This is a genomic window from Streptomyces mirabilis, assembly GCF_018310535.1.
Taxonomy (GTDB): Bacteria; Actinomycetota; Actinomycetes; order Streptomycetales; family Streptomycetaceae; genus Streptomyces.
In genome coordinates this window covers 1,849,373-1,862,747 of the sequence record NZ_CP074102.1, presented here as the reverse complement: position 1 = coordinate 1,862,747, position 13,375 = coordinate 1,849,373, and the positions used below count along the sequence as shown (strand labels likewise).

At 71.7% G+C, this 13,375-nt stretch carries 8 protein-coding genes; 7 read left to right on the top strand and 1 reads right to left on the bottom strand.

Annotated features, from left to right (window positions below):
• Positions 1–113: 113 nt before the first annotated feature.
• Complete coding sequence (locus SMIR_RS08240; RefSeq protein WP_168496408.1) at positions 114–2,312, bottom strand: RecQ family ATP-dependent DNA helicase; 2,199 nt, start codon at positions 2,310–2,312, stop codon at positions 114–116.
• Between the two features lie 133 nt (positions 2,313–2,445).
• Between SMIR_RS08240 and SMIR_RS08235 the strand changes: the two genes are divergently transcribed.
• The 7 genes from SMIR_RS08235 to SMIR_RS08205 all read left to right on the top strand — a co-directional run bounded on the left by SMIR_RS08235 (position 2,446) and on the right by SMIR_RS08205 (position 13,365).
• Positions 2,446–3,963 carry a DUF4192 domain-containing protein gene (locus tag SMIR_RS08235; RefSeq protein WP_212726821.1) on the top strand — a complete coding sequence of 506 codons (1,518 nt, stop codon included), beginning with the start codon at positions 2,446–2,448 and terminating at the stop codon, positions 3,961–3,963.
• A 371-nt stretch (positions 3,964–4,334) separates the two neighbouring features.
• On the top strand, positions 4,335–6,470 hold the full coding sequence (locus SMIR_RS08230; RefSeq protein ID WP_249938399.1) for a glycogen debranching N-terminal domain-containing protein: 2,136 nt from the start codon (positions 4,335–4,337) through the stop codon (positions 6,468–6,470).
• Between the two features lie 131 nt (positions 6,471–6,601).
• Positions 6,602–7,360 (top strand): NUDIX hydrolase, encoded by a 759-nt coding sequence (locus tag SMIR_RS08225; RefSeq protein WP_054229890.1) that lies wholly within the window; start codon positions 6,602–6,604, stop codon positions 7,358–7,360.
• Between the two features lie 112 nt (positions 7,361–7,472).
• Positions 7,473–9,374, top strand: a complete 1,902-nt coding sequence (locus SMIR_RS08220; RefSeq protein WP_168496410.1) for an ABC transporter ATP-binding protein — start codon at positions 7,473–7,475, stop codon at positions 9,372–9,374.
• A gap of 162 nt (positions 9,375–9,536) precedes the next feature.
• A complete protein-coding gene (locus tag SMIR_RS08215) occupies positions 9,537–10,424 on the top strand; it encodes a FadR/GntR family transcriptional regulator (protein ID WP_159064415.1) in 888 nt (295 codons plus the stop codon).
• A gap of 453 nt (positions 10,425–10,877) precedes the next feature.
• Positions 10,878–12,413: an RNA polymerase sigma factor gene (locus tag SMIR_RS08210; protein ID WP_101403801.1), complete on the top strand. Its 1,536-nt coding sequence runs from the start codon at positions 10,878–10,880 to the stop codon at positions 12,411–12,413.
• A gap of 133 nt (positions 12,414–12,546) precedes the next feature.
• Complete coding sequence (locus SMIR_RS08205) at positions 12,547–13,365, top strand: S1 family serine peptidase (RefSeq protein WP_168496412.1); 819 nt, start codon at positions 12,547–12,549, stop codon at positions 13,363–13,365.
• The last annotated feature ends 10 nt before the right edge of the window (positions 13,366–13,375 follow it).

The following is a 13,375-nucleotide window of genomic DNA, read 5'->3' as shown; positions in this document are numbered from 1 at the left end:
TCAATTCTTCCTGCCGAACTTGGTTGCGGCAACGAGCAATTGGGGCCACCGACCGTTTTCCGGCTATACGTCGTGTATATCCCTGCCCGCTGTTCTTGATGGCGACACATGGTTCACGCCTGTACGGCCAGGACCAGCGGCAACACCCCCTGCGCCCCGGATCGTCGCAGCATGCGCGCGGCGACCGCGAGCGTCCAGCCCGTCTCGGTGGCGTCGTCCACGAGCAGCACGGGACCGCCTGCTTCCTTGAGGGCGGCCGCCAGCGCGGGCGGCACGGCCAGTGCCCCGTCGAGTGCCTTGAGCCGCTGGGCGCTGTTGCTCCGGTGGACCTGTGAGACGGCCTCGCCCACGTACTCCACGGACCCCAGCAGCGGCAGTCGGCCGACCTCCGCGATCCGCGCGCCCAGCGACTGGATCAACTGTGGACGCCGGCGCGAGGCCATGGTGACGACGCCGACCGGGCGCGGCTGCGCGTCGGGCCGCCCGGAGGCCCAGCCGCCGGGCCCCTTCGCCCAGTCGGTCAGGACGCCGACCACGGCCTTCGCCACATCGTCCGGCACGGGTCCGTCCGGTGCCTGGGGTGTGAGCATCGGCCGCAGCCGGTTGCCCCAGCCGATGTCCGAGAGCCGCCCCAAGGCGCGCCCCGGTGCGGCCTGTTCGCCCGCCGGGATTCGCCCCTTCAGGTCGACGCCGACGGCCGGCAGGCCCGTCGGCCACATCTTGCGGGGGTCGACGTCGACACCGGCGCGGCCCAGCTCGCCGTTGGCCGCGTCGAGCGCGGTGGGGGACACGGACGCCTCGAACCGGGCTCCCGCACAGCTGTCGCAGCGCCCGCACGGCTTCGCCAGCTCGTCGTCGAGCTGGCGCCGCAGAAACTCCATCCGGCAGCCGGTGGTCGACACGTAGTCGCGCATCGCCTGCTGCTCGGCGGCCCGCTGCTTGGCGACCCAGGCATAGCGCTCGGTGTCGTACGTCCAGGGCATGCCCGTGGAGATCCAGCCGCCCTGGACGCGCCGCACCGCGCCGTCCACGTCGAGCACCTTGAGCATCGTCTCCAGACGGGACCTGCGCAGCTCCACCAGGGGTTCGAGGGCGGGCAGCGAGAGCGGCCTTTCGGCGCGGGCCAGGACATCCAGGGTCCGGCGCACCTGCTCCTCCGGAGGGAAGGCGATCGACGCGAAGTACTCCCAGATCGCCTGGTCCTCCTTGCCCGGCAGGAGGAGCACCTCGGCATGCTTCACCCCGCGGCCCGCTCGCCCCACCTGCTGGTAGTACGCGATGGGGGAGGAGGGGGAGCCCAGGTGCACCACGAATCCGAGGTCGGGCTTGTCGAAGCCCATGCCCAGCGCGGATGTGGCGACCAGGGCCTTGACGCGGTTGGCGAGGAGGTCCTCCTCGGCCTGCTGGCGGTCCGCGTTCTCCGTCTTTCCGGTGTACGAGGCGACGGTGTGCCCGCTCTGGCGCAGGAACGCGGTGACCTCCTCGGCGGCGGCCACGGTGAGCGTGTAGATGATGCCCGAGCCCGGCAGGTCGCTCAGGTGCTCGGCGAGCCAGGCCATCCGGTGGGCGGCGTCCGGCAGCCGCAGCACGCCGAGACTCAGGCTCTCCCGGTCCAGCGGACCGCGCAGGACGAGCGCGTCGGTGCTGGCGCCGGTGCCCAGCTGCTCGGCCACATCGGCCGTCACGCGGGCGTTGGCGGTCGCGGTGGTGGCCAGGACGGGGACGCCCGGCGGGAGATCGGCGAGCATCGTGCGCAGCCTGCGGTAGTCCGGCCGGAAGTCGTGCCCCCAGTCGGAGATGCAGTGTGCCTCGTCGACCACGAGCAGGCCGGTCGCAGCGGCGAGCTTGGGCAGCACCTGATCGCGGAAGTCGGGATTGTTGAGCCGCTCAGGGCTCACCAGGAGCACGTCGACCTCGCTAGCGGCCACTTCGGCCTGGATCGTCTCCCACTCCTCCGTGTTCGACGAGTTGATGCTCCGAGCGTGGATACCGGCGCGGGCGGCCGCCTCCACCTGGTTGCGCATGAGGGCGAGGAGCGGCGAGACGATGACCGTGGGCCCGGCGCCCCGCTCGCGCAGCAGCGCGGTGGCGACGAAGTACACGGCGGACTTGCCCCAGCCCGTGCGCTGCACGACGAGGGCTCTGCGCTTGTCGGCCACCAGGGCCTCGATGGCGCGCCACTGGTCCTCGCGCAGCCGGGCCTCGCCCGCCGGGGCGCCGACGAGGCGGGCGAGTACGGCATCGGCCGCGCCGCGCAGGTCGGCGTTGGGTGGGTCCGTGTTGGTCGGGGGGCGTGGGTCGTCGTTGCTCATGGCCCCATGCAACCCGATGGGTCGGACATCGCGCGAACGAGGCCGCCGGGTTGTGGACAAGTCATGTCGTGGTCATGGCCAGGGTTATCCACAGGGCAAAGCGGAATTTCAAGATCCGCGGGATGGTCACGGCATGACGAATCACAGCGAAGCCGCCGGCACGTCCGGTGACAATGACATCAGCGGGCGCGGTCGGCACGGGGGAGACGGCGCGGGCCACGCGCCGCGGCGCAGCGGGCGGGGCGAGCACGATGGGCACGACCTGCCCGGGCAGCACCAGGTGACCCTGCGCACACCGGCCGAACTGGCCGATGCCCTGCCCTACCTGCTCGGATACCGGCCCGAGGACAGCATCGTGCTGGTCGCCCTGCACGACGGAGAGAGGCGCGGCCGTTTCGGGGGGCGGGCACGGCTCGGCATCCCGGCCCACGCGGACGACTGGCCGTCCGTCGCCGCTCAGCTCGCACAAGGACTGGTGACGGGAAGCGAGCGCAGAGGGGCCCGGCCCGAGAGCATGGTCGCCTACCTCTGCCAGGAGCCGGAGACCGGAGGGTCGGGACGGGACGTCATGGAACGTCTGCGGCCGCTCGCGCAGTTTCTGCGCACGGCCTGCGGTCGCCTCGACGTCCCCGTCGTCGAGGCCCTGTGCATCTCCGGCGGCCGCTTCTGGTCGTACTGCTGCCCCGGCCAGGGGTGTTGTTCGTCCGAGGGGCATCCGATGGGACTGCCCGGCACCTCAGTCCTTGCCGCCGCCGCGACTTACGCCGGCCTCCAAGTGCGCGGATCGCTGAGGGAATTCATCGCCCGGTTCATTTCGTGGGAAGGCGCGGCCGCAGGTGAGCAGCAGGCCGCGCTCGACACGGCGAGCATGGCCCTGGTTCCCAGGATCCTCGACGGCGAGGGCCGTGCGGAGGTGGCCGAGGAGACCCTCGGACTGGCCCGGCAGATCATGAAGCGGTTCGCCGACGCTCCACCCGTATCCGGCACGCGCCCGGCGGACCTCCGCGACGACGGCCTTCTGGAGCACGACGAGGCCGCCACCCTGATCCTCGGACTTCAGGACCGCGCAACCCGCGACCGCGCCGCCGAGTGGATGGAGGGTGACGAGGCCGGCCCGGCCCTGCGCCTCTGGCGGGCGCTGGCCCGCCGCTGCGTCGGCCCCTACGGCGAGCATGCGGCGGCACCCCTCACCCTCGCCGGGTGGGTCGCCTGGTCGACCGGTGACGAACTGGAGGCTCGCGAGGCCCTGGCCATGGCACTCGGTGCCGATCCCGACTACCTCTTCGCCCGTCTCCTGCACCAGGCGTGCAACGAGGGCCTCAACCCGGAGTCGATCCGCCGCTGCCTGCGCGCGGAGCGCACCGGCCGGACAGGGGCGGAAGCGGAACTGCCGGCGGGTCCCGATCGCTCGGCACCGCGCGACGACGCCGAGTCGCCGGGCACCTCGAACCGACGCCGGCGCAGGGCACGCACGGCGGGGATCGGGGCACCGCGCGGAAGCGGGCGTCACCCCGGGGCGGGTAGCCGGCGTCGGCCCGCTGATGAGGCCGTGCCCGGCGGGGAGGGGCCGGGGCGCGGGCCTGAGTCGACGAGCGAAAGGGCACGTGCCCGTCGCAAGGGCGGTCGGCGGGCTGTGGGGGAGGAGACGTGAGCGTGGGGAGCTGGGCGGATCGACGATTATCGGTTCGGGTGACACGGCCCCCGGCACCGGATGACATCCACTCGACGCGGCGGCACGCCCCGGCCCGCGCGGCACGAGCGGGCCGGGGCGCGCCCGCGATCTCCAAGCCCGAACCCCTGGCCCCCACCGTCCCCGTATCAGCCGCCCGCGGCACGCCCCACCGGCCATCCCACCGCCATTCGGTCGGCTTGCCCGGCCCAGGGCGTGACTCCGGACAGGGCCGTTCCGTTCACCTGCGTGGCGGTACCCGTGGCCGGGCCGCGCCGCCGAACGCCCTCGCCCCTCCGGATCCCCCCACCCGGCGCCGAGCGTGCCCCAGGCGCACTGACCAAGGAAGCCGCATGCCCCTGCCCATTCCACCCTCCGATCCCGACGGCGCCCTCCCGCCGGTGCGCGGGCCCGCTCAGGCCTTCCCACGTCGCGCCGGTTCGCAGGTGCCCTTCGCGGGAGTCGAGAGCGCTTTGAGCCCCTTCGCGGGGCCGGGCGGTCCGACGGCTCGTCACACCCCGCTTCCTGGGCCGCGCCGGACCACGGACCTGCCGCCCGTGCACAACGCCCTGATCTGCGTCGCGCTGCCGGGACTGGCGATCTCCACGGACCAGGGGCAGCTGACCGGCCGCGGGCTGGAGGGGTTCTACCGCGCGGGCCGCCGGATGCTGTCCCGCTGCCAGGTTCGAGTGGCAGGGCGCGAACCACTGGCCGTACAGGCCCGGATGGTCGCCGCGGACCGGGCCCGCTTCGTCGGGACGGTGCGCGCCTCCGCCGACGGCGGCCCGGATCCCGACGTGGTCGTGGAGCGGACGCGCGACGCGGACGGCACGGAGCGGATCACTCTGCGCAGCGCCTCCCCCCGCGCCCTGCGCGTGCCCGTCGAGGTCGCCCTCGGTACGGATCTCGCGGAGCTCGGCTCCGTCGCCTCGGGCCGAGCCGGGCCCGAACTGCCCGCCAGCGTCCACGACTCGGGCCTGCGATGGTCCTGTGCCACCGGGAGCTCGATCGTCGCCGCCGACCCACCGCCCGCCGACGCCCTGGCCTCCGCGGGCCTGCTCCGCTGGGAGCTCGAACTGCCACCCGGTGGCACCCGGAGCGTGGAGCTGCGGGTGCGACCGGGCGGTGCGGGGCCGGCCAGAGCCGTCGGCCGCGGCGCCACGAGCCCGTTCACCGCCGCCCGGGCCACCGGTGACGACCCCAGGGTCCAGGCGTTTATGGACACCTGCGTCGAGGACCTCCAGGCGCTACTGCTGCGCGATGCCGCCCACCCGTCGGACACGTACCTCGCGGCGGGGGCGCCGTGGCGATGCGGCCTGGCGCCGGCCGAGGCACTGGTCGCGGCCCGGATGACACTGCCACTCGGCACCCGGCTCGCCGTGGGCACGCTGCGGACCCTCGCCCGCACCCAAATCGCGGGCCCGGGAGCGCAGTCCGGCCTGATCCCCGGCCCGCGCCGGGACGCGGGCCCGCACCTGCCTCCGAGCTGCACGGCCACCGAGGCGACCCTGCTGTTCCCCGTACTGCTCGCGGAGGCCCGGCGCTGGGGACTTCCGGAGCAGGAGACCGAGGAACTGCTGCCCGCGGCCGAGCGGTGCCTCGCCTGGCTGCGGACCACCGTCGGTGACGGCACCTATCTGCCCGACCCGCACCCCGGCGGGCCGTTCCGCTGCGAGACGCAGGCGCATGCCCACCGCGCGGCGCTGCTGGGCGCCGATCTGCTCGACGCGCACGGACGGCCGGGTGGCGAGGGACTGGTGCAGTGGGCCCAGGAGATGCGGACCGAGTTCCGCGGGGACTTCTGGGCCGAGGACCGGGGAGGTGGCAGACCGGCGGCCGCCCGGGCCCCGGACGGGCGGCTCGTACCCCACCTCGGCGCGAGCACCGCCCACCTCCTCGACACGGGACTGCTCGGCTCCGGCATGTTCGCCCCGGGCCTGCTCGACAAGGTGCAGACCGAGCAGCTCGCACGGCTGCTCGGCGGCCCGGCCATGGACTCCGGCTGGGGTCTGCGCAGCCTGGGCGCCAAGGAGACGGCGTACAACCCCTTCGGACACCGCGGCGGCGCCGTGCGCGTCCAGGAGACCGCGATCGCCGTCACCGGTCTGGTCACCGCGGGCTACGAGAAGGAGGCGAGCGCTCTGTTCCGGGGCCTGCTGGCGGCGGCCGAGACCTTCGGACACCGGCTGCCCGAGATGTATGCGGGAGAGCAGCGCACGGAAGGCGGTGCCCCGCTCCCGCACCCCGCCGCCTGTCGGCCTGCGGCCACGGCGGCGGCCGCCGGGGTGCTGCTCCTCACCTCCCTCGCGGGCATCCGCCCCGACGCCCCGGCCAGGACGGTGACGCTGCGCCCGGTCAGTAGTGCGCCGCTGGGCGAGATCGGACTGACGGGACTGCGGATCGCGGGCGCCCCGTTCTCCGTGCGTGTCAGCAGACTCGGTCTCGCGATGGTGGAGGAGGCGGCCGGCGGACTGCAGTTGGGGGTGTGACCTTGCGCGACGCGGCCTCGAGCGGCGACCGGCAGCGGCCGGTGGGACCCGTACAGGACGTAAGTGGATCATCAGCGGAAGCGACTGGCGAAGGGCGTGTTTATCGTCAGGCAGACGACTATGATCGCGGCATGCCCTACGACCCGTCGGCCTTTCCGCCCTTTGCCGTGACCGTGGACCTGGTCGTGCTGACCGTGCGTCGCCATGCCCTGTGTGCGCTGGCGGTACGGAGGGGGGAACAGCCTTTCCAGGGACGGTGGGCGCTTCCGGGCGGCTTCGTACGGCCCGACGAGGACCTGGCACAGGCGGCCGCGCGAGAGCTGGTCGAGGAGACCGGGCTGCGCGCCCACGACCCGTCGGCCCCGGCACAGGACAACGGCGCGCACCTGGAACAGCTGGCGACCTACGGTGACCCCAAGCGCGACCCGCGGATGAGGGTGGTCAGCGTCGCCCATCTCGCGCTGGCCCCCGATCTGCCCGCGCCCAGGGCCGGAGGCGACGCCAACAGCGCGCGCTGGGCGCCCGTGGAGGAGTTGCTGCAGCAGGGCGGTTACGGCCGCGACGGAGAGCAGGCGGCCCCCCTCGCCTTCGACCACGCCCAGATCCTCTCGGACGGGGTGGAACGCGCCCGGTCCAAGATCGAGTACTCGTCGTTGGCCACCGCCTTCTGCCCGTCCGAGTTCACCGTCGGAGAGCTGCGCCGCGTGTACGAGGCTGTGTGGGGGGTGGCACTCGACCCGCGCAATTTCCACCGCAAGGTGACGGGCACTCCGGGGTTCCTCGTGCCCACGGGCGGTACGACCACGCGCCAGGGCGGCCGACCCGCGCAGCTGTTCCGCGCCGGCGGTGCCACATTGCTCAATCCGCCGATGCTGCGCCCCGAGGTCTGACGAGGGCGGATCGACTCACAGGGGCGTGTCGCCCCGAAAGAGTGGGGAGAGCTGCCTCGAATGAGCCGCAAGATGCCCGAAAAACCGTAAATGTCACGCTATCTTGCTGTGAGTGATCCAGGCCATCGGATTGACCAGCAACCCCCGCAAGGAGCTTCCCCCCGCCGTCGACGACGTGTCCTTCGAGGCGCGCTCGGGCCGCGTCACAGCGCTCCTCGGAGCCCCGGGCGCGGGCAAGACGACGGCGCTGAGGCTCATGCTCGAACTCCAGCGGGGACGCGGAACCACCTACTTCAGAGGCCGTCCATTGCACCGGATCGCCCATCCCTCGCGTGAGGTCGGTGTGCTCCTGGGCGAGGTGCCGGGCCATCCCGCGCGTACGGTCCGCGGGCAGCTCGGCATGGTGTGCGCGGCCGTCGGTGTCCCGATTCGGCGCGTCGACGAAGTGATCGAAGCCGTCGGGCTCGCGAGCCTGCGCGACGAGCGCCTGGGCACCTTGTCGCACGGCATGGACCGCCGCCTGGGCCTGGCCTGTGCGCTGCTGTCCGATCCGCACACCCTCGTCCTCGACGATCCCGCCGGCGGTCTCTCCATCACCGAAGGTCGCTGGCTGCACGGGATTCTGCGGGCGCACGCGGCCCACGGCGGCACCGTTCTGTTCAGCACGGACGACCCCAAGGAAGCCGCTCGGACGGCCGACCAGGTCATCACGCTGGAGGGAGGCCGGCTCGTCGCCGACCAGGAAGCCGCGGACTTCGCCCGCACCCGGCTCCGTCCCCGGGTCGCCGTCCGCAGTCCGCACGCCGTCCGCCTCGGCGCCCTGCTCACCAAGGAGGCCCGCGCCGCGCAGCGTTCAGTCGAGGTCGTGCGCGAGGACGGCAACCGGCTCTCGGTGTACGGCAGCACCTGCGCCGACATCGGCGAGACCGCCTTCCGGCACGGCATCCTCGTACACCAACTCGCCGACGAGACAGGCGACATGGGGCCACATGCCACGCTCCCTGCCGAGGGCCTCGCCCCCGCGACCGTCGGCACCATGACCTCTGCCCTCATGACCTCTGCCTCCGAGACCTCCACCTCCACGGTCGATGCCCCCGCGACCGGCGAATCCGCCACCGCCGTAGCCGGGACCGGTGCGGACACGGCCGACGAGCCGGGGCCGGCCGAGTCGCGGACCCCTCCGGCTGCTTCGCTGGGCGCGCGGGACCTGCCCCAGCTCCCGCCCCTCATCGCCGTACGCCAGGCCCCGAACCCTTTGCGTCCGTTGCGCTACGAACTGCGGCGCGCCACCGGAGTGGGCACCGGCTACCTCACCGCGATCGCCGTGCTGGTCACCTCCGCCCTGCTGTCCGTAATCCTGGCCAGAATCGGTCACACACCCCAACCGCGGCTCCTGGCCGCCTGGCCGCGGGAATGCCCTCTGCCGCCCGCGGCGCTCGGTGCGGGACTGCTCGGGGCGCTCGCCTTCGGCGAGGAGTTCCGCCACCCCGCCCTGGCCGCGGACCGCGGCACCGTCCCCCGCCGCCTGGGACTGCTCGCCGCCAAACTCCTCGTCGCCTCGGTCACCGCGCTGGCGCTGGCTGTCCTCACGGTGGGCTGCGACCTCGAAATGCTCTATCTCGTCTACGGACGAGAGCTCGTCGGAGTTCCCGCGGACTGGCTTTCGCTGAGCGCGAGTTGGATCGGCCTCACGGTGGGCTGTGCCTGGGCGGGAGTGCTGGCGGCGGGCATCTTCCGGTCCACCACCGCCGGGCTTGCGGCGGTGCTCGCCGTCCCGGTCGTGGTCGTACCACTCGTACAAAAGACCTTGGCGGGACCGTCCGTGCGGAAGGCGGCCGGGTTTTCCGAGCGACTGCGCGAGCTCCTGCTGATGCAATGGCCGTTCGGGGGGGAGCGCTATATCGCGGCAGGGGCGCGCCTTGTCGCCCAACCCGTGGGTGGTGCCCTGATGTTGTCGCTGACCGCTCTGCTCTGCGCGTATCTGCTCACGACCCTGCGAAGCAGGGTGCGATGACGACCGTCCTTACCCTTCCGTTCCCGCCGTGCGCACAACTCCCCGGAGAACGCCCATTTCTTTCCGATAAGGCGTCAATTGCGACGCGGTGAGCGATCACCCTTTCGTGTGCTTTTCACCAAAGACCTCAAGGGAGTTGGAGACAGCGCCGACAAATGATCCGTGAGTACCCTTGCGCACACCATGATGACCGCCGCCCGCTCCTCAGACTCCGGCCTGGCCGGCCCGGGCGGACTAGACCGCTACCCCTACGCCGAGGGCCCTGGTGCCGAACGCGTCGGCGCCTCCGCGTGGGAGGGCGCGGACCCGGAACTGGGCCGCGTCGGCCGGCGCGCCGCGGGCAGCCGCGGACGCGGACTGCACGGCCAACTCGTCCAGCAGCTGGGTCAGATGATCGTCTCCGGCGACCTGGGCGCGGACCGCCCGCTCGTCCCCGAGGAGATCGGACAGCGGTTCGAGGTCTCCCGTACCGTCGTCCGTGAGTCGCTCCGCGTCCTGGAGGCGAAGGGGCTGGTCAGCGCCCGCCCCAACGTCGGTACGCGCGTGCGCCCCGTCAGTGACTGGAATCTTCTCGACCCGGACATCATCGAATGGCGGGCCTTCGGGCCGCAGCGCGACGACCAGCGGCGCGAGCTGAGCGAGCTGCGCTGGACGATCGAGCCGCTCGCCGCGCGTCTGGCCGCCGGGCACGGGCGCGAGGAGGTCCAGCAGCGCCTCGGAGACATGGTCGAGATCATGGGCCATGCCATGGCGCAGGGTGACTCGCTCACCTTCTCGCGGGCCGACGCGGAGTTCCATTCGCTGCTCATCCAGGTATCGGGCAATCGCATGCTGGAGCACCTTTCCGGGATCGTCTCGGCCGCGCTCCAGGTCTCCGGCGGCCCCGTCACCGGCTGCGACCGACCGAACGAGACCTCCTTGACGCACCACGGCCGGATCGTCGACGCCCTGGCCGAGGCCGACGGCGCGGCGGCCGAGGCGGCCATGCGGCAGTTGCTCGCCGTTCACCCCGAGGTGGAGCGCGTGGTGCCCGCGCCGCGCGAGCACTGATCGCGCCCCGAGAGCGGCGCGGTCGGGGGGCGTGTGCCCTCTCGTGGCATCGCTTGGTCGGCGGAACATCCCCCGCCGGACCCCGTCGGATCCTTCCGGGATCCGGCGGGATCCGGCGATGTGATGAAGGTGATCAAGCCATCGGCTGAGGTGATGAACCCATCGGTTTGAGGTGATGAGTCCATCGGCTGACCTCCTCTGACCGTATCTGGCCGCTTTTGGGCACTTACGGGGTGTGACTCGGGCCACGCAGATTGGGCGTAACGCTCTTCGGAACTGCGCGATGACCTAAGAGGTGACAGCCGAGGAGGGAATACGGACGCCGTTTACGGCGCTGTGCATCCTCCCGGCTCCCGCCCGCGCCGTCGACCCATCCCCAAGTCGGCGGTCGTCGGCTCCTGTCCGCAGTGGACGGGGCCGGAAGCCGTTTTCCAACGTTCCGAGAGGTTGTTCGTGTCGGCCAGCACATCCCGTACGCTCCCGCCGGAGATCGCCGAGTCCGTCTCTGTCATGGCGCTCATTGAGCGGGGAAAGGCTGAGGGGCAGATCGCCGGCGATGACGTGCGTCGGGCCTTCGAAGCTGACCAGATTCCGGCCACTCAGTGGAAGAACGTACTGCGCAGCCTCAACCAGATCCTCGAGGAAGAGGGTGTGACGCTGATGGTCAGTGCCGCGGAGCCCAAGCGCACCCGAAAGAGCGTCGCAGCGAAGAGTCCGGCCAAGCGCACCGCCACCAAGACGGTCGCGGCGAAGACGGTGACCACCAAGAAGGTCGCCGCCACAGCCGCCCCGGCAGTGCCCGTGGCCGACGATCCGGCTGAGGACGCGTCCGCCAAGAAGGTCGCCGCCAAGAAGACGGTCGCCAAGAAGGCCGTCGCGAAGAAGACGGTCGCCAAGAAGGCCGTCGCGAAGAAGACCACCGCCAAGAAGGACGACGCCGAGCTCATCGACGACGAGGCGGTCGAGGAGACCCCGGGCAAGCCCGGTGCCGAGGAGCCCGCCGAGGACGGCGCCCAGGGCTTCGTCCTGTCCGACGAGGACGAGGACGACGCGCCCGCGCAGCAGGTCGCCGCGGCCGGCGCCACCGCCGACCCGGTCAAGGACTACCTCAAGCAGATCGGCAAGGTCCCCCTGCTCAACGCCGAGCAGGAGGTCGAGCTCGCCAAGCGCATCGAGGCCGGTCTGTTCGCAGAGGACAAGCTGGCCAACGCGGACAAGCTCGCCCCCAAGCTCAAGCGCGAGCTGGAGATCATCGCCGAGGACGGCCGTCGCGCCAAGAACCACCTCCTGGAGGCCAACCTCCGTCTGGTGGTCTCCCTGGCCAAGCGCTACACCGGCCGCGGCATGCTCTTCCTGGACCTCATCCAGGAGGGCAACCTCGGTCTGATCCGCGCGGTCGAGAAGTTCGACTACACCAAGGGCTACAAGTTCTCCACGTACGCCACCTGGTGGATCCGTCAGGCGATCACCCGCGCCATGGCCGACCAGGCCCGCACCATCCGTATCCCGGTGCACATGGTCGAGGTCATCAACAAGCTCGCGCGCGTGCAGCGTCAGATGCTCCAGGATCTGGGCCGCGAGCCCACCCCGGAGGAGCTGGCGAAGGAACTCGACATGACCCCTGAGAAGGTCATCGAGGTCCAGAAGTACGGCCGCGAGCCCATCTCGCTGCACACTCCGCTGGGCGAGGACGGTGACAGCGAGTTCGGTGACCTCATCGAGGACTCCGAGGCCGTCGTCCCGGCCGACGCGGTCAGCTTCACGCTCCTCCAGGAGCAGCTGCACTCCGTCCTCGACACCCTGTCCGAGCGCGAGGCGGGCGTCGTCTCCATGCGTTTCGGTCTCACCGACGGTCAGCCGAAGACCCTCGACGAGATCGGCAAGGTGTACGGCGTCACGCGTGAGCGGATCCGTCAGATCGAGTCCAAGACGATGTCGAAGCTGCGTCACCCGTCGCGTTCGCAGGTGCTGCGCGACTACCTCGACTAGGTCTCGACCGTACTGTCGCCGAGGGCCCGACTCCCGATGGGGAGCCGGGCCCTCGGCGCATGCATGGAGTGCGCGCCGCCGCTTGCTGGATCACTCTGGGTGTTCCATGACCATCCCAGAGTGAGGAACGCGCATGCACCGTCCTTTCGCCCCAGTACTGGCCCTCGCGGCCGCCGCGGCCCTCATACCGCTGGCATCCCCCGCCCCGGCCGCGACCGACGACGTCGTCATCGGGGGCCATCCGGTCGACATCGCTCAGAGTCCGTGGACGGTGGCACTGTCCAGCCGTGACCGGTTCGGAGGTACGCGGGCCGGGCAGTTCTGCGGCGGCGTGGTGATCGGCCCGTCGCTCGTGCTGACCGCGGCCCACTGCATGAGTCCGCTCGTGCTGGGGGCGCCACCGAAGCAGATCCACGACTTGAAGATCATCGTGGACCGTACCGACCTGCTGTCCGGCAAGGGCAAGGAGATCCCGGTGCGCGAGACCTGGGTCAACCCGCAGTACGACGCCACCACGAACGCCGGGGACTTCGCCGTGATCACCCTCGCCTCCCCGCTGCCCCAGAGCTCGGTCATCCGTATGGCCCCCTCGGGGGATCCCGCGTACGCGCCCGGCACGGCCGCCGCGGTCTACGGCTGGGGCGATACGTCAGGCATCGGCAATTACCCGCTCAGTCTGCGGTCCGCGAGCGTGAACGTACTGTCCGACTCGGTCTGTGAGCGGGCGTATCCGGGGAGTGAGGAAGGGGCTTATCGAGCCGCTTCCATGGTGTGTGCCGGGGAGGTCGCGGGTGGGCGGGATGCCTGCCAGGGGGACAGCGGTGGCCCGCTCGTCGCCCAGGGACGACTGATCGGCCTCGTGTCCTGGGGTAGCGGCTGCGGGCAGGCGGGAAGCCCCGGGGTCTACACGCGGGTCTCAGACGTCGTCAGGGCGCTCGATACGAGCCGCTGAGGCCGCACGG